Here is a 22,340-nt window from a genome sequence, read left to right on the forward strand (position 1 = left end):
AGAACCCATGAGCTCCCTGTCCGTCCAGACCTCCGGCGCGGCCCGCGAGGCCGTCGACCGGCACGTGCCCGCGCTGGTGGGCGACAGGTTCGCCTCGAAGCTCTTCGCCCAGGACCCCACCCTGTGGGGTGCCGCGGCCGAGGACGAGTCCGCCAAGCGGCTGGGCTGGGTGGAGGCGGCGGAGGTCTCGCGTCCGCTCGTCGCCGAGATCGCCGCGCTGCGCGAGGAGTTCGCGGCCGAGGGGGTGGACCGGTTCGTGCTCGCGGGCATGGGAGGCTCCTCCCTCGCCCCCGAGGTGATCACCCGCACCGCAGGCGTCGAGCTGTTCGTGCTCGACTCCACGGACCCGGAGATGGTGGCCGCGGCCCTCGCCGACCGCCTCGAGCGGACCGCGATCGTGGTCTCCTCCAAGTCCGGCTCCACCGTGGAGACCGACTCGGCGCGCCGGGTCTTCGCCCGGGCGTTCGAGGACGCGGGCATCGACGCCGCCTCGCGCATCGTGGTGGTGACGGACCCCGGCTCGCCCATGGAGGCGTCCGCCCGGGAGGCCGGCTACCGCCGCGTCTTCACCGCCGACCCGACCGTGGGCGGGCGCTTCTCCGCGCTCACCGCCTTCGGCCTGGTCCCCTCCGGCCTGGCCGGCGTGGACGTCGGGGCCCTGCTCGACGACGCCGACGAGGCCGGCGAGGTGCTGCGCGAGGACGCCGAGGACAACCCCGGCCTGCACCTGGGCGCGGCGCTCGGGGGGACGCAGCCCCTGCGGAACAAGCTCGTGTTCCGGGACCTGGGCTCCGGGATCGCCGGGTTCGCCGACTGGGCGGAGCAGCTGATCGCGGAGTCCACCGGCAAGGAGGGCAAGGGCGTGCTGCCCGTCGTCGTCGGCGCCGGGGACGCCCCCGAGGCCTCCGCGGGCGCGGCCGACGTCCTCGTCGTGGAGCTCGTGGGCGTCGACGAGGAGGACGCCCCGGAGGGCGACGTGGTGCGGGTGTCGGGCTCGCTCGGCGCCCAGCTCATGCTGTGGGAGGTCGCCACGGCGGCGGCCGGGCGGCTGCTCGGCATCAACCCCTACGACCAGCCCGACGTGGAGTCCGCCAAGAACGCCACTCGCGCCCTGCTCGAGGACAAGCCCCAGCCCACCGCCGCGGACCTCGTGGACGGGCCCGTGGAGATCCGCGGGGCGCAGGACCTGCTCGACGGCACGCGCACGGTGGAGGACGCCCTGGCCAAGCTGCTCGCGCAGCTCCCGGAGACCGGCTACCTGTCCGTCCAGGCGTACTTCGACCGGCTCGCGTGGGCGGACCTGGAGGGCATCCGCCCGGTCCTGGCCCGCGCCACCGGCCGGCCCGTGACGTTCGGCTGGGGCCCGCGGTTCCTGCACTCCACCGGCCAGTACCACAAGGGCGGGCCGGCGGAGGGCGTGTACCTCCAGATCACCGCCGCCTCGGAGACGGACCTCGACATCCCGGACAGCCCGTTCAGCTTCGGCGAGCTCATCTCGGCCCAGGCCGACGGGGACGCGCAGGTCCTCGCCGACCACGGTCGGCCCGTGCTGCGGCTGCGGCTCTCCGACCGCGCCGCCGGGGTGGCCCGGCTGCAGGAGGCCGTCGAGGCCCTCGGCCGCTGAACCGGTCGGGGCGACCCGACCGCTGTCCTAGAATGGGAGCACGCCACGGTCGGCGCGGGATCCCCCGCGCCGACCGTTGTGCGTGCAGGCCCCCGTGGGTGCCGCGGCCCCGCACGAACGTGAAGGAGTTCCGTTGCCAGACAACAACGCCCGCAATCCCCTGCGGGACCCGAGGGACAGGCGGCTCGTCCGGGTCGCCGCCCCGTCGGCGCTCGTGCTCTTCGGCGTGACGGGAGACCTCGCGAAGAAGAAGCTGCTGCCGGCGATGTACGACCTCGTCAACCGCGGTCTGCTGCCGCCGTCCTTCGCGCTCGTCGGCTTCGGCCGCCGCGACTGGTCGCACGAGCAGTTCCGGGAGGTGGTGCGCGAGTCCGTCGAGGCCCACGCCCGCACCCCGTTCCAGGAGGACGTGTGGCGCCAGTTCGCCTCCGGCGTCCGGTTCGTGCGCGGGGAGTTCGACGACGACAAGGCCTACGAGGCGCTCAAGTCGACGCTCAAGGAGCTCGACGTGCACTCGGGGACGCGCGGCAACCACGCGTTCTACCTCTCGATCCCGCCCAAGGCCTTCGAGACCGTCTGCCAGCAGCTCGCCGACCACGGCCTGGCCCAGCACGAGAACGCCTCGGGCTGGCGCCGCGTGGTCATCGAGAAGCCCTTCGGCCACGACCTCGAGTCCGCGGCGGAGCTCAACGCCATCGTCGAGCGGGTGTTCCCGGCGGACTCCGTCTTCCGGATCGACCACTACCTGGGCAAGGAGACGGTGCAGAACATCCTGGCGCTGCGCTTCGCGAACCAGATGTTCGAGCCCCTGTGGAACGCCCAGTTCGTGGACCACGTGCAGATCACCATGGCCGAGGACATCGGCATCGGTTCCCGCGCCGGCTACTACGACGGCGTGGGGGCGGCCCGCGACGTGATCCAGAACCACCTGCTGCAGCTGCTGGCCCTCACCGCCATGGAGGAGCCGCTGTCCTTCGAGGCCCACCACATGCGCGCGGAGAAGGCCAAGGTGCTGGCCTCCGTGGTCGTCCCCGAGGACCTGGCGGCGCACTCCTCGCTCGGCCAGTACGGGTCCGGGCTGCAGGGCGGCGAGCGGGTGCGCGCCTTCCTCGAGGAGCAGGACATCCCCGCCGACTCCCGGACGGAGACCTACGCGGCGCTGCGCCTGGACATCAACAACCGCCGGTGGGCGGGCGTGCCGTTCTACCTGCGGGCCGGCAAGCGCCTGGGTCGGCGGGTCACCGAGATCGCGGTGCAGTTCAAGAACTCGCCCAACCTGCTGTTCGGCGACAACGGCCACGAGGACCTCGGGCAGAACGTCATCGTGATCCGGATCCAGCCCGACGAGGGCGTGACCATCCGGCTGGGCTCCAAGGTGCCCGGGACGCAGTCGGAGATCCGGGACGTGACCATGGACTTCGGCTACGGACACTCGTTCACCGAGTCCAGCCCGGAGGCCTACGAGCGCCTGATCCTCGACGTGCTGCTCGGGGAGCCACCGCTGTTCCCGGACCACGAGGAGGTCGAGCTGTCCTGGCGGATCCTCGACCCCTTCGAGGAGTGCTGGGAGCAGCAGCAGATCATGCCGGAGCCGTACGCGCCGGGGTCCTGGGGACCCGCCGGCGCCGACGAGCTGCTGGCCCGCGACGGACGCGTCTGGAGGCGACCGTGATCGTTTCGATGGAGAACACCACCACCTCGGCCATCGACAAGAAGCTCAACCAGCTGCGGGACCAGCACGGCGTCGTGACGCTCGGCCGGGTCCTCACGCTGGTGATCCTCGCCCAGGCCGGGCACTCCGAGGCGGCGCTGGAGGCCGCGAACTTCGCGAGCCACGAGCACCCGTGCCGGATCCTCGTGCACGTCTCGCACTCCCAGGCCGAGAGCACCCGGCTCGACGCCCAGCTGCGCATGGGCGGTGACGCGGGCGCCTCCGAGGTCATCGTGCTGCACGGCTACGGCGAGCTCGCCGAGCCCACGGAGACCCTGTTCTCGGCGCTGCTGCTGCCGGACGCCCCGATCGTCGCGTGGTGGCCGCACGAGGTGCCGCCGCCCTCGCCGCACACCTCGTCGATCGCCCGGATCGCCCACCGGCGGATCACGGACGCCGCGCGCAGCGACGACGCCTTCGAGACGCTCGCGGAGCTCAGCGACCGCTACGTCCCCGGCGACACGGACCTCGCGTGGACGAGGGTGACCAACTGGCGGATCCAGCTGGCGGCGGTCCTGGACCAGGCGGAGCCCGCGCCCGTGCGCGAGGTCGTCGTCGAGGGCTCGGGCCGCTCCCCCAGCGTGGTGCTGCTCGGCATCTGGCTGGGCACCCGGCTCGACGCCGAGGTGACGTTCGTCAACAACGCCGGGCCGCGCCGCCTGGACCGGGTCACCCTGGTCCGGGACGACGGCGAGATCGTGCTCGAGCGCCCGGGGCGGACCGTGGCGATGCTGCGGCAGCCCGGCCAGCCGGACCAGCAGATCGCCATGCCCGTGCGGGACCTCAACGCCTGCGTCGCCGAGGAGCTCCGCCGGCTGGACCCGGACGAGGTCTACGGCGAGGTCATCACCAGCGGGCTGCGGGACGTGCGCGTCGCACAGGTGGTCGACACCACCGGTGAGCACACCCCCGGCGCCGCACGGTTCCTGGCCGCCCACGGCGGAGGCCGCCAGGCCCTCGACCGGCCGCAGCCGCCGGCGCTCGAGGACGCCGCCGGCACGGTCGCCGAGCTGACCGGGGCCGCCGAGGCCCCGCCGGCCGACCCGTCCGTCCCGGCCCCCGGGGAGGAGCGCGCATGAGCGCCGAAGTGGAGACCGTCGCCCACCCGGACAAGGAGTCGCTCGCCGCGGACACCGCGGAGCGGGTCCTCGACGTGCTGGTCGAGGCGCAGGAGGAGCGGGGCGAGGCGGGTCTCGTGCTCACCGGGGGCAGCATGGGCGGCGCGGTGCTCGCGGCCCTCGCCGCCTCCCCGCGCCGGGGCGAGGTCGACTGGTCGCGCGTCGACGTGTGGTGGTCCGACGAGCGCTTCGTGGCCGAGGACAGCCCGGAGCGCAACTTCGTGCAGGCCGTCGAGGCCGTGGGCGGGGCGCTGGGCCTGAACCCGGACCGGGTGCACCCCGTGGGCAGCACGGACGACTTCGGCACCGCCGAGGACGCCGCGTTCGACTACCGGCGGGAACTCGCGGCCGCGGCCGACGCGCAGCACCGGACGGAGGCCTTCCCGCGCTTCGACCTCTCCCTGCTGGGCCTGGGCCCCGACGGCCACGTGGCCTCCCTGTTCCCGGGGTTGCCGCACGTGCACGAGCAGGACGCCACCGTGCTGGGGGTGCACGACTCCCCCAAGCCCCCGCCGGAGCGGGTGACCATGACGCTGCCGATGATCAACGCCGCGCAGCGGGTCTGGTTCCTCGTGGCCGGCGCGGACAAGGCCGCGGCGGTCGCGGCCGTCCGCGGCGGCGCCCCGCTCGAGCGCACGCCCGGCGCCGGGGTGCGCGGGACCGAGGAGACGCTGCTGCTCGTCACGCGGGACGCCCTCGACGGCTGACCGGGCCGGATCCGGTCGGGGGCCGCCGAGGGGCCGCCCTCCGACGCGGACGACCCCGGGCTCCCCAGGAGGCCGTGGCCTCCGGGAGGAACCCGGGGTCGTCCGGTGACGCGGTGGGTCAGACGGCCGTCTCGGCGAAGCGCATGGTCAGGGCGTAGGCCGCGATGCACAGGGCCCACACCACGGCCGTGGCAGTGGTGAGGCGGACGAGGTTCTTCTGCGCCACCCCGGAGGTGTTGAGGGACTGGGTCATGCCGCCGCCGAACATGTCGGAGAGTCCTCCGCCCTTGCCCTTGTTGAGGAGCACGAGCAGGACGGCCAGCAGGCTCGTGAGCACGATGACGGCCAGGAGCACGTTCTGCAGAATTTCCACTGGGGCCTTCCCTCGAGGTGTCCGTCGAGCAGCCGCGCCCGGACGGCGCGGACGGTCAGGGGGTCGTGATCAGTCGGTCACGAGGTGCTGCTCGAACCTGGCAATGCTAGCAAACTCCTCGGCGTCGAGGCTGGCGCCGCCGACGAGCACGCCGTCGACGTCCTTGCCCTTGAGGATCGACCCGGCGTTGGCCGCCTTCGCGGAGCCGCCGTAGAGGATGCGGGTCTTCGCCGCGGTGTCGGCGTCGTAGAGCCCGGCGAGCTCGGCGCGGATGGCGGCCGCCATCTCCTGCGCGTCCTCGGGGCCGGCGACCTCGCCGGTGCCGATCGCCCAGACGGGCTCGTAGGCCACCACGAGCTCGGCCACCCGGTCCGCCTCGAGGCCGGCGATGGAACCGCGCAGCTGCTCGAGGGTGAACGCGACGTGCTCGCCGGCCTGCCGGACGTCGAGTCCCTCGCCGACGCACAGCACCGGGACCAGCCCGTGGCGGTGGGCGGCCGCGATCTTCGCGTTGCACAGCTCGTCGGACTCGCCGTGGACGGTGCGGCGCTCGGAGTGCCCCACCAGCACGTAGGTGCAGCCGAGCTTGGCCAGGAACTGCCCGGAGATGTCGCCGGTGTAGGCGCCCGAGTCCTGGTCGGAGAGGTCCTGGGCGCCGTAGACCACGCGCAGGTCGTCACCGTCCACGAGGCTCTGCACGGAGCGCAGGTCGGTGAACGGCGGGAAGACGGCCACCTCGGCGCGGGAATAGTCGTGCTTGGCGTCGTCCAGGGTCCACGCGAGCTTCTGCACCAGCGTGATCGCCTGGGCGTGGTCCATGTTCATCTTCCAGTTGCCGGCGATCAGCGGCGTGCGGTCGAACTCTCCGTTGGTCTGCGAGGTCATCAGGAACTCCTGTCCGCGGCGGGTGCGCCGCTCGTCGTGCGTTTCGGCAGTGCTGCGCTGGGCGTCGGGGGCGCCCCGGGGCGTGCGGCTCCGGGGCGCCCCCGGCCCAGTGGTGGCGGGTTCGGGTCAGGCGCCCAGGGCCACGACCCCGGGCAGCTCCTTGCCCTCGATGAACTCGAGGGAGGCGCCGCCGCCGGTGGAGATGTGCCCGAACTGGTCGTCCCGGAAGCCCAGGTTGCGCACGGCCGAGGCGGAGTCGCCGCCGCCGATGACGCTCATGGCGTCCGAGGCGACGATGGCCTCGGCCACCGCCCGGGTGCCTCCGGCGAAGGCCTCCATCTCGAACACGCCGGCGGGGCCGTTCCAGAACACGGTCTTCGCGCCACGGATCCGCTCGGCGAACAGCTTGGCGGACTCGGGGCCGATGTCCAGGCCGAGGCCCGAGGAGCCGATCTCGCCGTCCTCGATGGCGTCGACCGGGCGCACCTCGTGCGCGGCGTCCGCGGCGAACTCCGCGGCGTAGACGACGTCCACGGGCAGGACGATCTCGGTGCCGGCCGCGGCGGCCTTCTCGAGGTAGTCCTTGACCGTGCCGATCTGCTCCTTCTCCAGGAGGGACCCGCCCACGGAGTGCCCCTGGGCGGCGAGGAACGTGAAGACCATGCCGCCGCCGATGAGCAGCGAGTCGGCCTTGCCGATGAGGTTCTCGATGACCGCGAGCTTGTCGGAGACCTTGGAGCCCCCCATGACGACCACGAAGGGTCGCTCGGGGTCCTGGACGACCTTCGTAAGCACGTCCAGCTCCCGCTTGACCAGGTCGCCCAGGTAGGCCGGGAGCCGGTGGGCGATGTCGAACACGGAGGCGTGCTTGCGGTGCACCGCCCCGAAGGCGTCGTCGACGTAGGCCCCGTTCTCGCCCGTGAGGGCGGCGAGCTCGTCGGCGAAGGCGCCGCGCTCGGCGTCGTCCTTCGCGGTCTCGCGGGGGTCGAAGCGCACGTTCTCGAGCACGAGCACCTCGCCGTCGGAGAGGGCCTCGGCCTTGGCCCGCGCGTCCTCCCCGACGACGTCGGTGGCGACCACCACGGGGAAGTCGGCCAGCTCGGCCAGTCTCCGCGCGGCGGGCGCGATCGAGTACTTCGGGTCGACCTGCCCCTTGGGCCGGCCGAGGTGCGCCATCACGATGACGCGGGCCCCGGCCTCGGCCAGCTTCCCCAGGACCGGCAGGGACGCGCGGACGCGCCCGTCGTCGGTCACGGTGGAGCCGTCCAGGGGGACGTTCAGGTCGGAGCGGACCAGGACGCGGCGCCCGGCGACGCCGTCGGCGATCAGTTCGTCAAGTGCATGAGCCATGTCACTCACCCTACCCCGGCGGCGGTGCGGGGCCGGGGCCTCAGAGCTGCGCGCCGACGTGGGAGACGACGTTGACGAGCCGGGAGGTGTAGCCCCACTCGTTGTCGTACCAGGCGATGACCTTGACCTGGTTGCCGATGACCTTCGTCAGCGGGGCGTCGAAGATCGTGGAGATGCTGTCGCCCTGGATGTCCGAGGAGACGATGGGGTCCTCGGTGTACTTGACGATGCCCTTCATGGGGCCCTCGGCGGCCTCCTTCATGGCGGCGTTGACCGACTCGACGGTGACCTCCTGCTGGGCGTCGAAGGTGAGGTCCACGACGGAGCCGGTGGGCACGGGCACGCGCACGGCGAAGCCGTCCAGCTTGCCCTTGAGCTCGGGCAGGACGAGGCCCACGGCGGCGGCGGCACCGGTGGTGGTCGGCACCATGTTGAGGGCGGCGGCGCGGGCGCGGCGCAGGTCCTTGTGCGGGCCGTCCTGCAGGTTCTGGTCCGCGGTGTAGGCGTGGATGGTCGTCATCAGGCCGCGCTCGATGCCGAACGCGTCGTTGAGGACCTTCGCCATGGGCGCGAGGCAGTTGGTGGTGCAGGAGGCCGCGGAGACGATGTTCATCGACGCGGCGTCGTAGCTGTCGAGGTTGACGCCGGGCACGAACGTGCCGTCGATCTCCTTGCCGGGGGCGGACAGGACGACCTTCTTGGCGCCGCCGTCCAGGTGGGCCTTGGCCTTGGAGCCGTTGGTGAAGCGGCCGGTCGACTCGACCACGACGTCCACGCCGAGCTCGCCCCAGGGCAGCTTGGCGGGGTCGGGCTCGGCGAGGAACTTGACCTCGTGGCCGTCCACGCGCATGGTGTCGCCGTCGAGGGTCACCTCGCCGGGGAACCGGCCCATGATGGAGTCGTACTTGAAGAGGTGGACCAGGGCCTCCGGGTCCGTGAGGTCGTTCACGGCCACGACCTCGATGTTCTCGCCCTGCTCGCGCGCCGCGCGGAGGAAGTTGCGTCCGATGCGTCCGAAACCGTTGATGCCCACTCGAATGGTCACTGGGTTCTCCTGTGTTGGTCGGGGTCTGGATCGTTGAACCACATCCCATTCTACGTGGTTATCCCTGGGATGTCTTGGGGTCATGAAAGATTCACCCCCAATTCATCGCCAAACCCACACAAACCAACATCGGTGGGCACGGAACCCCGGAAACCCACGGACCGGGTCGTGGCTTTCCGGGGGAGCCCCGAGGCGCCGCGGCGGGCGCCTCGGGGACCGGCTCAGGAGGGCAGGGTCTCCGCGGCGACCCCGGCGTCGGTGCCGGGGAGGTCCAGCTCCTCCGCCCGGCGGTCCGCCATGGCCAGCAGCCGGCGGATCCGGCCGGCCACGGCGTCCTTGGTGAGCGGGGGGTCCGCGAGCCGGCCGAGCTCGTCGAGGCTGGCCTGCTTGTTGGCCAGGCGCAGCTCCCCCGCCTGCCGCAGGTGCTCCGGGACGTCGTCGCCGAGGATCTCCAGGGCGCGCTCGACCCGGGCGCCGGCGGCCACCGCGGCCTGCGCGGAGCGGCGGAGGTTGGCGTCGTCGAAGTTGGCGAGGCGGTTGGCGGTGGCACGCACCTCCTTGCGCATCCGCCGGTCCTCCCACTGCAGGAGCGTGCGGTGGGCGCCCATCCGGGTGAGCAGGGCGGCGATCGCGTCCCCGTCCCGCACCACCACGCGGTCCACGCCGCGCACCTCGCGGGCCTTCGCGAGCACGCCGAGCCGTCGGGCCGCGCCCACCAGTGCGAGCGCGGCCTCGGGGCCGGGGCAGGTGAACTCCATCGCGGCGGAGCGGCCGGGCTCGGTGAGGGAGCCGTGGGCGAGGAAGGCCCCGCGCAGCACGGCCTCGGCGTCGGCCACGGCCCCGTTGACCACGGCCGGCGGGAGCCCGCGCACGGGGCGCCCGCGCGAGTCGAGCAGGCCCGTGCGGCGGGCGAGGGCCTCGCCGTCCTCGACGACGCGCACCACGTAGGTGCTGCCGCGGCGCAGTCCCCCGCCGGAGACCACCACGATCTCGCTCTCGTGGCCGAAGACCTCGTGCACGGCGCGGCGCACCCGGTGCGCCGTGGCGCCGAGGTCCACCTCCGCCTCGACGACGATGCGTCCCGAGACGATGTGGAGCCCGCCCGCGAAGCGCAGCAGGGCGGAGAGCTCCGCGCGCCGCTCCGAGGACCTCTTGATCTCGAGACGGGACAGTTCTTCCTTGACCGATGACGTCAGGGCCACGCGGTTCCTTTCCTGGGGATGTCGGGGGGGGTCGGTGTGGGTGCGGAGCTCAGCGGTGGCGCTCGAAGATCTCCTGATAGGCGGCCGCGAGCCGGAGCGTGTTGTGCACGGCGGTGCCGGGGTGGGCCCGGACGTCGGCGTAGAAGACCTCGGCGCCCAGACCGCGGGCGACCTCCTCGAGGTCGGCGCCGTCCTCGGTGGCCGTGGGGTCGGCGAGGACGACGTCAAGGGTGAGCTCGGGGCAGTAGGCGTGCAGGACCCGCAGGTGGTCGGCGGCCGTCTTGCCGCGGGTCTCGGTGTCCGGCGAGAGGTTCAGGGTGACGCAGCGCCGTGCCCGGGACCCGCAGATCGCCTCGCGCAGCTCGGGCAGCAGCAGGTGCGGCAGCACGGAGGTGTGCCAGGAGCCCGGCCCCATGATCACCCAGTCCGCGAGCCCGACCGCCTCGACCGCCTGCGGGCACGCCGGGGCGTCGGGGGGCACGAGCCGGACGTTGCACACGTCGGCCTGCTTGGCCAGGAGTGCCTGGCCGGTGATGGTGCGCCCCGCCCCGGGCGTGCCCGGGGCGCAGCCGCCGCCGGACGGGGGGACGTCGCCCGCGATGACCAGCGGCTCCGTGGACATCGGCAGCACCCGGCCGCGGGCGCCCAGCAGGGCGCCCGCCCACTCCAGGCCCGCCACGGGGTCCCCGAGCAGCTCCCACAGCGTGACGATCAGCAGGTTGCCCAGCGCGTGGTTGTCGAGGGTCGTGGCGCGGCCGTCCGAGGAGCTGAACCGGTGCTGCATGACGTCCCGCCACGTCCGGCCCCACTCGGAGTCGTCGCACAGCGCGGCCAGCGCCATCCGCAGGTCCCCGGGGGGCAGGACGCCGAGCTCGTCGCGCAGCCGGCCGGAGGAGCCGCCGTCGTCGGCCACCGTCACGACCGCCGTGAGCAGCGGGGTGATCCGGCGCAGGGCGGCGAGGTTCGCCGCGAGCCCGTGCCCGCCGCCGAGGGCGGCCACGGACGGGCTGTCCCCGCCGGGCCGCCGGTGGGAGGGGTCCGGGGAGTGGTGCGGGTCGACGTCGGCGCCGCTGCTGAGGGGCAGCCGGGGGAAGGCGCCGGTGGGAGGAAGGGTCATCGGGGGTCCAATGCGGGTGAGGGCGAGCCGGTCACTCCCGGCCCATGTCCCGGTGCTGGATGCTGACGGTCACGAGCGGCAGCTTGGCGAGCCTGCGGGCCACCTCCTCGCTCATGGCCACGGAGCGGTGCTTCCCGCCCGTGCAGCCGATCGCGATGGTGGCGTAGTGCTTGTTCTCCGTACGGTATCCCGCGAAGACGGGTTCGAGCATGGCGACGAACCGGTCCACGAACTGCCGGGGGCCCTCGTCCTGGAAGACGTAGTCCCGGACCTCGTCGTCCTTGCCGGTGCGGGGGCGCAGCGACGGCACCCAGTGCGGGTTGGGGATGAACCGGACGTCGGCCACGTAGTTCGCGTCCGCGGGGACGCCGTACTTGAAGCCGAAGCTGAGCACGGTCAGGCGCAGGACCACGGGCCCGTTCGTGGAGAACAGGTCGGCCACGGCGCGGGACAGCGCGTGCACGTTGAAGCCGGAGGTGTCCAGGACCACGTCGGCGGAATCCCGCAGGTCCGTCAGCAGGGCGCGCTCGGCGCGGATGCCGTCGAGGATCCGTCCGCCGGCCTGCAGCGGGTGGGGCCGGCGCTGGTGCTCGTAGCGGGAGACCAGGACCTCGTCGGCGGCGTCCAGGAAGAGCACCGAGAAGTCGACGTCGGACGCCTCGAGGGCGGCCAGGGTCTCCTTCATGTCGTTGAACAGCGCCTTGCCGCGCACGTCGATGACGACCGCCAGCTTGGGCAGCGCCTGCGGGGTGCGGGAGACGAGGTCCGCGAGGGTGTGCAGCATCTGCGGGGGCAGGTTGTCGACCACGTACCAGCCGAGGTCCTCGAGGGCGTTCGCGGCCGTGCTGCGCCCGGCCCCGGACATGCCCGTGACGACGAGCAGCTCCGAGCTCGTCGGCTTCGCGTGGTCCGTCCCGGCGGCCGTGCCGACGTCCGCTCCGGCGGTGTGCTCGCTCATGTCCGCTCCGTCTCCCGTCGTCCTGCCCTGCGCCTGGCGTGCCGTGCCCGCTGCGGCGGATCCGCGTCGACCGGTGCACCGGTCGCGGCGGGGCCCGCGCGGCGGTCCCGCCCCAGCCTAACGAAGTCCGCGGGGTGCCGCCGCGCGGCGGGACGCGGCCCCGCGCTCAGGAGAGCACCTCGCCGGTGGTCATGTTGACCGCCGGGGCGGCGGTGTCGTCGGCGGACTGCAGCGCGGCGGCCACCTTCTCGGCCAGGGTGCGCCCGAAACCGGGGACCTGCTCGATCTCCTCCACCCGGGCGGCCCGGAGCTTCTTGACGGAGCCGAAGTGCTTGAGCAGCGCCTTCTGCTTGGCGGGGCCGACCCCGGGCAGCTCGTCGAGCACGGAGACCGTCATGGCGGAGGAGCGCTTCTTGCGGTGGAAGGTGATGGCGAAGCGGTGGGCCTCGTCGCGGATCCGCTGGAGCAGGTACAGCCCCTGGCTGGCGCGCGGCAGGATGACGGGGAACTCGTCGTCCGGCACCCAGACCTCCTCGAGCCGCTTGGCCAGGCCGACCACGTGCACGTCCTCGATCCCGAGGTCCTGCAGCGCCCGGGCGGCGGCGGCGACCTGCGGGGGCCCGCCGTCGACCACCACGAGGCTGGGCGGATAGGCGAAGCGGGCCCGCTCGGGGGCCTCGGCCCCCGCGTCCACCTCGCCGGTGCGCGGCCCGGCGGCCTCCCGCTCGGCCTGCTCCTCGAGGTGGCGGCGGAAGCGCCGGGAGATGACGTCGTACATGGACGCGGTGTCGTCCCGCGCGGCCTCGCCCGTGACGGAGAACTTCCGGTAGTCCGACTTCTTGGGCAGCCCGTCCTCGAAGACCACCATGGAGGCGACGACGTTGGTGCCCTGCACGTGGGAGATGTCGTAGCACTCGATGCGCATCAGCGGCACGGGGATGTCCAGCGCCTCCTGCAGCTCCTGCAGGGACGCGGAGCGGGTGGTGATGTCGCCGGCCCGCCGGGACTTGTGCAGCTTGAGGGCCTGCCGGGCGTTCTCCTGGACCGTCTCCATCAGGTGCGCCTTCTCCCCGCGCTGCGGGACGGCGATCGACACGCGGGACCCGCGCAGGCCCGAGAGCCACTCCTCGAGCCGGTCGGCGCTGTCGGCGGGCTCGGAGAGCAGCACGGTGCGCGGGATGGCGTCCTCGCGGTAGGCGGCCTCCGCGGCGGGCCGGTGCTTGGACCCGCCCGGGGACGGGGGCGCGGCGGCCTGGGCGCTCTCGGCGGCGTCCGCGGCGGTCTCGCCGTAGACCTGCTCGAGCAGCTGCTCGAGCAGGCGTCCGCCGTCGGCCTCCTCGACCTTCTCGGTGACCCAGCCGCGCTGGCCGCGGATCCGGCCGCCCCGGACGTGGAAGACCTGGACCGCGGCCTCCAGCTCGTCCTCGGCGAGGGCGAAGAAGTCGGCGTCGGTGCTGTCGGAGAGCACCACGGCGTTGCGCTCGAAGGCCTTCTCCAGGGCGGCGATGTCGTCCCGGCGCGCGGCGGCGGTCTCGAAGTCCATGGCCGCGGCGGCCTCCTGCATCTGCCGCTCGAGCTCCTTGATGAACGGCGTCGCGTGCCCGGCCATGAACCGGCACAGGTCCTCCGCGAGGGCGTAGTGGTCCTCCGCGGAGATCCGCCCGACACAGGGGGCGGAGCACTTGTCGATGTAGCCCAGCAGGCACGGGCGCCCGGACTGCTCGGCGCGCCGGTAGACGCCCTTGGAGCACGTGCGGACGGGGAAGACGCGCAGCAGCGCGTCGAGGGTCTCGCGGATCGCCCAGGCCTGGGAGTAGGGGCCGAAGTACCGGTTGCCCTTCTTCTTCTCCCCGCGCACCACCTGGGCCCGGGGCACGGACTCGGCCATGGTCACCGCGAGGTAGGGGTAGGACTTGTCGTCCCGGTAGGCGATGTTGAACCGGGGCTTGAACTCCTTGATCCACGTGTACTCGAGCTGCAGGGACTCCAGCTCGCTGCCCACCACCGTCCACTCGACGCCGGCCGCGGTGGTGACCATGGCGCGGGTCTTGGGGCTCAGGGCGTGCAGGGGCGCGAAGTAGGAGCTCAGCCGGTTGCGCAGGTTCTTCGCCTTGCCCACGTAGACCACGCGCCCGTACTCGTCGCGGAAGCGGTAGACCCCGGGGGCGGTCGGGATGTCCTGGCGGGCGGGGCGGTAGCTCTCGGGGTCGGCCACGGTCCTCCTCAGCGGCCGGTCGGGGCCGGGGAGGTGTACCGGGCCAGCAGCTCCCCGAGCTCGGCGGCGTCCTCGGCCACGGCGGCGAAGCCGGTGCCCAGCTCGTCCTCGTCGGCGAAGCCCCACGCGACGCCGAGGCAGTCGATGCCGTGGGCGAGTGCGCCCTCGGCGTCGTAGCGGCGGTCCCCGATCATCACCGTGCGCGCGGGGTCCGGGGCGTCCACGCCGAGCCGGCGCAGCGCCTCGCCGATGATCGCCGGCTTGTCGTGGGCCTGTCCGTCGCGCGGGGCGGCCGCGGCGTCGTCGGCGGCCCCCGAGACGGTCTCGAACCAGCGGCTCAGCCCGAACCGTGCCACGGCGAGCTCGGCCGTGGGCTCCGGCTTCTGCGTGGCCACAGCCATCCGCGCCCCGGCGCCGTGCAGGCGCTCCAGGAGCTCCTCCACCCCCGGGTAGATCCGGGTCTGCGCCAGTCCCTCGGTGCGGTAGCGGGCCCGGTAGGAGGCGACCACCGCGGGGATCTCGTCCTCCGGGACGTCGGTGAAGGTCCGCAGGGAGAAGCCCACGGGCGGCCCCACGAATCGGCGCAGGTCCTCGGGCACGGCGTGGCCGTGCTCGGCCAGAGCGCGGGCGATGCCCCCGGTGATGGCCCCGGCCGGGTCGAGGAGGGTGCCGTCCAGGTCCCAGAGCACCACGGGGGCGCTCATCGGCCGGCCCCCGCGGGGGCGGGGCGCTCGGCGAGCACCTCGGCGAGGAACCGGCCGGTGTGGCTGTCCGTGTTCCGGGCCACCTGCTCCGGGGTGCCCTCGGCCACGACCTGGCCGCCGCCCGAGCCGCCGTCCGGGCCGAGGTCCACGATCCAGTCGGCGGACTTGATGACGTCCAGGTTGTGCTCGATGGTCATCACGGTGTTGCCCTTGTCCACGAGCCCCTGCAGCACGAGCAGCAGCTTGCGGATGTCCTCGAAGTGCAGCCCGGTGGTCGGCTCGTCCAGCACGTAGATGGAGCGGCCGTTGGAGCGCTTCTGCAGCTCCGCGCCGAGCTTCACGCGCTGGGCCTCGCCGCCGGACAGGGTCGTGGCGGGCTGGCCGAGCCGCACGTACCCCAGACCGACGTCCACGAGGGTGTTCAGGTGCCGGGCGATCGGGCCGAACGCCTTGAAGAACTCGGCGGCCTCCTCGATGGGCATCGCCAGCACCTCGGCGATGGTCTTCCCCTTGTAGTGCACCTCGAGGGTCTCCCGGTTGTACCGGGCCCCCTTGCACACCTCGCACGGGACGTAGACGTCCGGCAGGAAGTTCATCTCGATCTTGATCGTGCCGTCGCCCGAGCACGCCTCGCAGCGCCCGCCCTTGACGTTGAAGGAGAACCGGCCGGCCTGGTAGCCGCGCACCTTGGCCTCCGGGGTCTCGGCGAAGAGCTTGCGGATGTGGTCGAACACCCCCGTGTACGTGGCGGGGTTGGAGCGCGGGGTCCGGCCGATCGGGCTCTGGTCCACGTGCACCACCTTGTCCAGCTGGTCCACGCCGTCGATCCGCTTGTGCCGGCCGGGGACCTGCTTGGCCCCGTTGAGGGTGTTGGCCAGCGACGTGTAGAGGATGTCGTTGACCAGCGTGGACTTCCCGGACCCGGAGACCCCGGTCACGGCGGTCAGCACCCCCAGCGGGAAGGAGACGTCGATGCCGCGCAGGTTGTTCTCCCGGGCGCCCACGACCTTGAGCATCCGCTTGCGGTCGATCGCGCGCCGCTGCGCGGGCACCCGGATGGCCCGGCGGCCGGAGAGGTAGTCCGCGGTGATGGACCCCTCGTTGGCGAGCAGCTCCTCGTAGGTTCCGGAGTGCACCACGCGCCCGCCGCGCTCGCCGGCGCCGGGGCCGACGTCCACGATCCAGTCGGCCTCGCGGATGGTGTCCTCGTCGTGCTCGACCACGATCAGGGTGTTGCCCATGTCCCGCAGCTTGGTGAGGGTCTCGATGAGCCGGCGGTTGTCCCGCTGGTGCAGGCCGATGGACGGCTCGTCCAGGACGTAGAGCACCCCCACGAGCCCGGCCCCGATCTGGGTGGCCAGGCGGATGCGCTGGGCCTCGCCGCCGGACAGCGTCGCGGCGGCGCGCTCGAGGTTGAGGTAGTCCAGGCCCACGTCCACGAGGAACGTCAAACGGGACTGGATCTCCTTGAGCACCTGCTCGCCGATCTTCGCCTCGCGGGTGCTGAGCTCGAGGTCCCGGAAGAAGGCGTGCGCCTCGCGCATGGGCATGCGGGTGGTCTCGGCGATGTTCTTCCCGCCCACGGTCACGGCGAGCATGGTGGGGTTCAGCCGCGCGCCGTCGCAGGCCGGGCAGGCCACCTGGCGCATGTACTGCTCGTAGCGGTCCTTGGCGTTGTCCGACTCCGTCTCGGCGTGCTTGCGCTTGATGTAGCCGATCACGCCCTCGAAGCCCTGGGTGTAGCGGCGCTCCCGGCCGAACCGGTTCCGGTAGGCCACGGTGACCTGGTAGTCCTTGCCCTCGAGGATCGCCTTGCGCGCCTTGGCGGGCAGCTTGCCCCACGGGGTGACGAGGTCGAAGCCGAGCTCCTGGCCCAGCCCGGCGAGCAGGCGGTTCCAGTACTCGCTGGTGGCCTTGCCGAGCGACCACGGGGCGATCGCGCCCTCCACGAGGGAGAGGTCCGGGTTGGGGACCACGAGCTCCTCGTCGACCTCGAGCCGGGAGCCGATGCCGTCGCACTCCGGGCACGCGCCGAACGGGGCGTTGAAGGAGAAGGACCGGGGCTCGATCTCGTCGGCCTGGAGGGGGTGCTCGTTGGGGCACGCGAGGTTCTCGGAGAACGGGCGGCGCAGCTCCAGCGGGTGGGCGATCTCCTCGTCCGTGCGGGGCACCAGTTCGACGACGACGCGGCCCTCGGCGAGGCCCAGCGCCGTCTCGACGGAGTCGGTCAGGCGCTGGCGGATGCCCTCCTTGACCACGAGCCGGTCCACGACCACCTCGATGGTGTGCTTGTACTGCTTCTTGAGCTTGGGCGGGTCCGAGAGCTGGACCGTCTCGCCGTCCACGGTGGCGCGGGAGAAGCCCTTCGCGGTGAGCTCCTGGAAGAGGTCCACGAACTCGCCCTTGCGCTCGCGCACCACGGGCGCGAGCACCTGGAAGCGGGTCTTCTCCGGCATCTCGAGGAGCTGGTCCACGATCTGCTGCGGGGTCTGCTTCTCGATCGCCTCGCCGCACTCGGGGCAGTGCGGGTGGCCGACGCGCGCCCACAGCAGGCGCATGTAGTCGTAGATCTCCGTGATGGTGCCCACGGTGGAGCGCGGGTTGCGGGAGGTGGACTTCTGGTCGATCGACACCGCCGGGGACAGGCCCTCGATGAAGTCGACGTCCGGCTTGTCGACCCGGCCCAGGAACATCCGGGCGTAGGAGGACAGGGACTCGACGTAGCGGCGCTGGCCCTCGGCGAAGATCGTGTCGAACGCCAGCGACGACTTCCCGGAGCCGGACAGCCCCGTGAACACGACCATGGCGTCCCGGGGCACGGTCAGCGAGACGTTGTCGAGGTTGTGCTCGCGCGCGCCCTGCACCACGATCTCGGTGAGGTCGGACCGGCGGGCGGTCCGGGCGGCGGCGGTGGTCACGGGACCGTCGAGGGCTTCGGAGGGCTCGGTCGACGGGCTCATGACCAGGGTGGACGTGGGGATCGGCTCAGACACGCCCTCCACTCTAGTACCGGGCCCGGACATCGGGACCGGGTCCGTGGGCGGGTTCACACCCGGTCCACGGGGCCGGTGGAGGTGTCCTCGCGGACCCGCTCCCCCGCCGCGCCCCCGGCGGAGGAGCCGCCCGGCGAGCCGGTGGCGCCGTCCTCGGCCGTCCCGGGATCCCGGCCGGCCTCCTCTTCCTGCTGCCGGCGCCGGATCTCGCGGGCGTCGAGGGTGCGGGTGACGACCTTGAGCCGGCCCGTGGCGGGGTCCACCTCGACGATGTCCACGGTGCGGCGCAGCGGGACCTCCTTGATGAGGAGCACCGCGAGCAGGGTCACCAGGGACGCGGCGGCGGCGACCAGGAAGACGAGGCCGGTGCCCGTGCCGTAGGCCTCGCGCACCACGCCCTCGACGGAGGCGGGCAGCGACTCCAGGTCCATGGTGGGGCTGTCCACGGCGGCGGGGTCCCCGCCGCGGGCCCGGGTGCTCTCGGCCAGCTGCCCGGCGAGGTGGGCGCTCATGAGGGCGCCGAACACGGCGACCGCCACGGCGCCGCCCATGGTGCGGAAGAAGGCGACCGAGGAGGACGCCGCGCCCATGTCCTTGAGCCCCACGGTGTTCTGCACGGCCAGGACCAGGTTCTGGTTCAGCGCGCCGATGCCCAGGCCCACGAGGAAGATGAACACGCTCACGGCCCACAGCGCGGTGTCGTGCGTGAGCGTCGCGGCGAGGAACAGGCCCGTGGACATGAGCACCGCGGCGACCACCAGGATGATCTTCCACCGCCCGTAGCGGGTGATCAGCTGCCCGGCGACCGTGGCGCCCACGAGGGAGCCGAACACCTGCGGGAGCATCAGCATCCCGGCCATGGTCGGGCTGAAGCCCTGGCCGAGCTGGAAGTACTGGCCCAGGTAGGTGGTCGAGGCGAACATGGCCCCGCCGGTGGCGATGGCCGCCAGGATGGCCAGGGCGGTGGTGCGCTCGGTGACCACCCGGATGGGCAGCACGGGCTCGGCGGCGCGCTGCTCCACGAGCACGAACAGCACGGTGCCCACGAGCGCGGTGGCCACGAGGGCCGCCGAGGTCGGCGAGACCCACTCGAACATGCCCGGCTGCCCGGCCAGGGAGACCCACAGCAGCAGCGCGGAGGCGGAGACGATCAGCAGGGCGATGCCGAGCCAGTCGATGCTCACCTTCCGGGGCGCCTGCGGCGGGATGTGCAGGGTGCGGTGGACGAGCACCGCCGCCAGGACGGCCAGCGGGGCGGGGATGAGGAACACCCAGCGCCAGCCGAAGAGGTCCACGATGAGCCCGCCGAGCAGCGGGCCGGCGGACGTGGCCACGGCCATCACGGCGCCCATGTAGCCGGCGTAGCGGCCCCGCTCCCGGGGTGGGATGATCGTGCCCATGATCGTCATGGCCAGGGCCATGATCCCGCCCATGGCCACGCCCTGGACCACGCGGGCCAGCACGAGGAACTCCACGGTCGGGGCCAGCCCGGCCATGCCGGAGCCGAGCACGAAGATCACGATGGACAGCTGCAGCAGCTTCTTCTTGTCGAAGAGGTCGGCGAGCTTGCCCCACACGGGGGTGGTCGCGGCGTTGGCGAGCAGGGTGCCGGTGACCGTCCAGGACAGCGAGGTCTGGTCCCCGCCGAGGTCGGCCATGATCACCGGCAGGGCCGTGCCGATGATGGTGAGGGTGACCATCGCCATGAAGAACACGGAGAGGATCCCGGTGAGCGCCCGCAGCACGTCCTGGTGCGAGGCGCCGGTCCCCCCGCCCGGTGCGGCGGTCGGTTGCTGTGACGTCATCGTGCGGTCGGCTCCTCGTGCTCTCGGATTGCGTGCTCCTGGCCGGCGTCGTCCGCGCCGGGCACCGCCCCGGGGCGGTCCTGCTCCTGCGGGCCCCGGCAGGACGTGGTGCGCTCCACGCCGAGGGAGGTCAGGAAGACGGTGGTGATCTCGTTGATGGCGCCCCGGCTGGTGCGGGCCTGCTCCTCGTCCCAGCCCTCGAGCCGCGCGGCGAGACGCTGGGCGTCCTCCTCCAGCACGGCACGGACCTGGTCCCGGCCCCGCTCCGTGATGGCCACGAGGGCGGCGCGACCGTCGTCGGGGTCGGGGGTGCGCTCCACGTAGCCCTCGTCCTCGAGGACGGCCAGCTGGCGGCTCAGCCCCGAGGGGCCCAGCCCGGTCTCGGAGGCCATGACCGTGGCCCGGCGCGGCCCGTTGCCGTCGAGGTAGTAGAGCAGGGCGATGGCCGTGGGGTTGAGCCGGCGCCCGCCGGAGTCGGTCTTGGTCACGCGCTTCATGACGCGCTGCAGCTCGAGCAGGTCGCGCACCAGCTCCACGGCGGTGTCGTGGGAGACGGGCAACAGGGGCTCCTCCGGGATCGGGACGGTTCGGGACGACAACGACGACGGGGCACCCGGTCCGCACTCCCCCGCGGGTCGCGGGAGCCGCGTCGACGACGACGCAGGCGTGGTGCCACCGGATGCCCGAATAATTTGTTGCCGCACGCAACTGTATCCGGGTGCGGCGCCGAGGACAACCGCAGATCCCGTGCCGTCGGACACAGCGGGCGGCCCGTTACCGGGCGGCCGGAGCCCCTTGAAGGCGGCCCGCGGAGCCGATCGTGCCCACCGGCCGGACCGTGCCGGTCCCCGCGATTGGCCAGCACCGGGGCACGGGAGTACCTTCGTGCTCATGATCGCAACGAAGACGGAGGTCACCGACCTCGCCGAGGTCACGATTCGCCGGATCTCCGTGAGCGAGATGGACAACAACGTCTACCTCCTCACGTCCAAGGACGAGGGCACGCAGGTCCTCATCGACGCGGCCGACGACGCCCGCGCGATCGCCGGTCTCGTGGGCGCCGGCAACGGCGACTGCTCGAACGCCTACGGCAACCTGCAGCTCATCATCACCACCCACTCGCACTGGGACCACGTCCGCGCCCTCGAGGAGGTCCGCTCCCGCTCCGAGGCCATGACGGCGTGCGGCGCCGACGACGAGTCCGACATCGCGGTGCCCATGGACCTGACCTTCGAGGACGGCGACACCGCCGAGTTCGACGGCTTCGACCTCGAGGTCATCGGCCTGCGCGGGCACACCCCGGGCTCGATCGCCCTGGTCTACCGCGACCCCGAGGGCCCGGCGCACATCTTCTCCGGCGACTCCCTCTTCCCCGGCGGCGTGGGCAAGACCGACAGCCCCGAGGACTTCCGGCAGCTGATCGACGACGTCACCGAGCGCGTCTTCGAGCGCTTCGACGACGACACCGTGGTCCACCCCGGCCACGGCAAGCCCACCACGCTGGGAGCGGAGCGACCGCACCTCGACGAGTGGCGGGCCCGCGGATGGTGAACGCCGGTCCCGCGACCGGGACCACCGCCCCCGAACGGAGCGCCTACACCGCCGTCCTGATCTTCCCTGTCCTCGTGATCGTGGGCGGGCTCGTGGGGTTCCTGGCCCCCGGCGCCGTGGGCGGACTGACCGGGTGGATCAACCCCCTGCTCGGGGTGGTCATGTTCGGCATGGGCCTGACCCTGAGGCCCGTGGACTTCTCGCTCGTGGCCAGGCGGCCGCTGCCGGTGCTGCTCGGCGTCGCGGCGCAGTACGTGGTGATGCCTCTCGTGGCGCTGCTCGTGGTGTTCCTGCTCCGGCTGCCGCCGGAGCTCGCCGCGGGCGTGATCCTGGTGGGCTGCGCGCCCGGCGGCACGGCCTCCAACGTCGTCGCCTACCTCGCCCGCGGCGACGTGGCGCTGTCGGTCGCCATGACCTCGCTCTCCACGCTGCTCGCCCCGCTGCTCACTCCCCTGCTCACGCTCTGGCTGGCCGGGCAGTACCTGCCGGTGGACGGCGGGGCCATGGCCTGGTCGATCACCAAGATCGTGCTCCTGCCCGTCGTCGCGGGCCTGGCCGTGCGCCTGCTCGCGCCGCGCCTGGTCGAGCGCGCCCTGCCCGTCCTGCCGTGGGTGTCGGTCGCGGCCATCGCCCTGATCGTGGCGATCGTGGTCTCGGGCAGCGCCGACCGGATCGTGGAGGCCGGCCTGCTCGTGCTCGCGGCCGTGGTCCTGCACAACGTCCTGGGTCTGGCCCTGGGCCACCTCGTGGGCGCGGTGACGCGGCAGCCGATCGCCGTGCGCCGCACCACCGCGGTGGAGGTCGGCATGCAGAACTCCGGCCTGGCCGCCGCGCTCGCCGCCCAGTACATGAACCCGCTCGCGGCCCTGCCCGCCGCGGTGTTCTCGGTCTGGCACAACCTCTCCGGCGCGCTGTTCGCCGTGCTCTGCCGCCGTGCCGACGCCCGCCGCATCAGCGCTTGAGCCGTCCTCGACCTGGGCAC

Annotated in this window: 18 protein-coding genes; 6 read left to right on the forward strand and 12 right to left on the reverse strand. The window is 72.8% G+C overall.

All coding sequences use genetic code 11. The features are described from left to right. Window positions 1-7: 7 nt before the first annotated feature. The 4 genes from RCG67_RS07180 (at window position 8) to pgl (ending at window position 5,160) form a co-directional block, all read left to right on the forward strand. A complete protein-coding gene (locus tag RCG67_RS07180) occupies window positions 8-1,624 on the forward strand; it encodes a phosphoglucose isomerase-related protein (protein ID WP_368825473.1) in 1,617 nt (538 codons plus the stop codon). A gap of 160 nt (window positions 1,625-1,784) precedes the next feature. Further along, a complete protein-coding gene (gene zwf, locus RCG67_RS07185) occupies window positions 1,785-3,296 on the forward strand; it encodes a glucose-6-phosphate dehydrogenase (protein WP_058874553.1) in 1,512 nt (503 codons plus the stop codon). After that, a complete protein-coding gene (locus tag RCG67_RS07190; RefSeq protein ID WP_368825474.1) occupies window positions 3,293-4,414 on the forward strand; it encodes a glucose-6-phosphate dehydrogenase assembly protein OpcA in 1,122 nt (373 codons plus the stop codon). The genes zwf and RCG67_RS07190 overlap by 4 nt, the downstream gene beginning before the upstream one ends. Then, entirely contained in the window at window positions 4,411-5,160 is a 750-nt protein-coding gene (gene pgl / locus RCG67_RS07195) for a 6-phosphogluconolactonase (protein ID WP_368825475.1), read from the forward strand. Before RCG67_RS07190 ends, pgl begins: the two co-directional genes overlap by 4 nt. 118 nt (window positions 5,161-5,278) lie before the next feature. On the opposite strand, the gene secG is transcribed toward pgl, so the two are convergent. The 12 genes from secG to RCG67_RS07255 all read right to left on the reverse strand — a co-directional run bounded on the left by secG (window position 5,279) and on the right by RCG67_RS07255 (window position 20,367). Further along, window positions 5,279-5,533 carry a preprotein translocase subunit SecG gene (gene secG, locus RCG67_RS07200; RefSeq protein WP_058874531.1) on the reverse strand — a complete coding sequence of 85 codons (255 nt, stop codon included), beginning with the start codon at window positions 5,531-5,533 and terminating at the stop codon, window positions 5,279-5,281. Window positions 5,534-5,602: 69 nt separating this feature from the next. Further along, a complete protein-coding gene (gene tpiA / locus RCG67_RS07205) occupies window positions 5,603-6,418 on the reverse strand; it encodes a triose-phosphate isomerase (protein ID WP_368825476.1) in 816 nt (271 codons plus the stop codon). Between the two features lie 126 nt (window positions 6,419-6,544). Then, window positions 6,545-7,768 carry a phosphoglycerate kinase gene (locus RCG67_RS07210; RefSeq protein WP_368825477.1) on the reverse strand — a complete coding sequence of 408 codons (1,224 nt, stop codon included), beginning with the start codon at window positions 7,766-7,768 and terminating at the stop codon, window positions 6,545-6,547. A gap of 40 nt (window positions 7,769-7,808) precedes the next feature. Then, window positions 7,809-8,813 (reverse strand): type I glyceraldehyde-3-phosphate dehydrogenase, encoded by a 1,005-nt coding sequence (gene gap, locus RCG67_RS07215; protein ID WP_368825479.1) that lies wholly within the window; start codon window positions 8,811-8,813, stop codon window positions 7,809-7,811. A gap of 221 nt (window positions 8,814-9,034) precedes the next feature. After that, window positions 9,035-10,015: a DNA-binding protein WhiA gene (whiA, locus tag RCG67_RS07220; protein WP_368825480.1), complete on the reverse strand. Its 981-nt coding sequence runs from the start codon at window positions 10,013-10,015 to the stop codon at window positions 9,035-9,037. 49 nt (window positions 10,016-10,064) lie between these two features. Next, a complete protein-coding gene (locus tag RCG67_RS07225) occupies window positions 10,065-11,132 on the reverse strand; it encodes a gluconeogenesis factor YvcK family protein (protein WP_368825481.1) in 1,068 nt (355 codons plus the stop codon). A gap of 31 nt (window positions 11,133-11,163) precedes the next feature. Continuing rightward, window positions 11,164-12,090: an RNase adapter RapZ gene (rapZ, locus tag RCG67_RS07230; RefSeq protein ID WP_368825482.1), complete on the reverse strand. Its 927-nt coding sequence runs from the start codon at window positions 12,088-12,090 to the stop codon at window positions 11,164-11,166. A gap of 166 nt (window positions 12,091-12,256) precedes the next feature. Continuing rightward, the gene (gene uvrC / locus RCG67_RS07235) at window positions 12,257-14,305 is read right to left on the reverse strand and encodes an excinuclease ABC subunit UvrC (RefSeq protein ID WP_368825483.1); all 2,049 of its coding nucleotides are present in this window, start codon (window positions 14,303-14,305) and stop codon (window positions 12,257-12,259) included. Window positions 14,306-14,313: 8 nt separating this feature from the next. Continuing rightward, complete coding sequence (locus tag RCG67_RS07240) at window positions 14,314-15,009, reverse strand: HAD hydrolase-like protein (RefSeq protein ID WP_368825484.1); 696 nt, start codon at window positions 15,007-15,009, stop codon at window positions 14,314-14,316. Beyond that, a complete protein-coding gene (gene uvrA, locus RCG67_RS07245; RefSeq protein ID WP_231738401.1) occupies window positions 15,006-17,969 on the reverse strand; it encodes an excinuclease ABC subunit UvrA in 2,964 nt (987 codons plus the stop codon). Before uvrA ends, RCG67_RS07240 begins: the two co-directional genes overlap by 4 nt. Before the next feature lie 86 nt (window positions 17,970-18,055). After that, entirely contained in the window at window positions 18,056-19,807 is a 1,752-nt protein-coding gene (locus RCG67_RS07250) for an MDR family MFS transporter (RefSeq protein WP_368825485.1), read from the reverse strand. Further along, a complete protein-coding gene (locus RCG67_RS07255) occupies window positions 19,804-20,367 on the reverse strand; it encodes a MarR family winged helix-turn-helix transcriptional regulator (RefSeq protein ID WP_368825486.1) in 564 nt (187 codons plus the stop codon). The genes RCG67_RS07250 and RCG67_RS07255 overlap by 4 nt, the downstream gene beginning before the upstream one ends. A gap of 331 nt (window positions 20,368-20,698) precedes the next feature. Here RCG67_RS07255 and RCG67_RS07260 point away from each other — a divergent pair, with 331 nt between their 5' ends. Both RCG67_RS07260 and RCG67_RS07265 read left to right on the forward strand, forming a co-directional pair. Continuing rightward, window positions 20,699-21,358, forward strand: coding sequence for an MBL fold metallo-hydrolase (locus RCG67_RS07260; RefSeq protein ID WP_368825487.1), 660 nt, complete (start codon window positions 20,699-20,701; stop codon window positions 21,356-21,358). After that, window positions 21,352-22,320, forward strand: a complete 969-nt coding sequence (locus RCG67_RS07265; RefSeq protein ID WP_368825488.1) for a bile acid:sodium symporter family protein — start codon at window positions 21,352-21,354, stop codon at window positions 22,318-22,320. The genes RCG67_RS07260 and RCG67_RS07265 overlap by 7 nt, the downstream gene beginning before the upstream one ends. Window positions 22,321-22,340 lie beyond the last annotated feature (20 nt).

The organism is Kocuria cellulosilytica (assembly GCF_040981245.1).
Classification (GTDB): domain Bacteria; phylum Actinomycetota; class Actinomycetes; order Actinomycetales; family Micrococcaceae; genus Kocuria; species Kocuria cellulosilytica.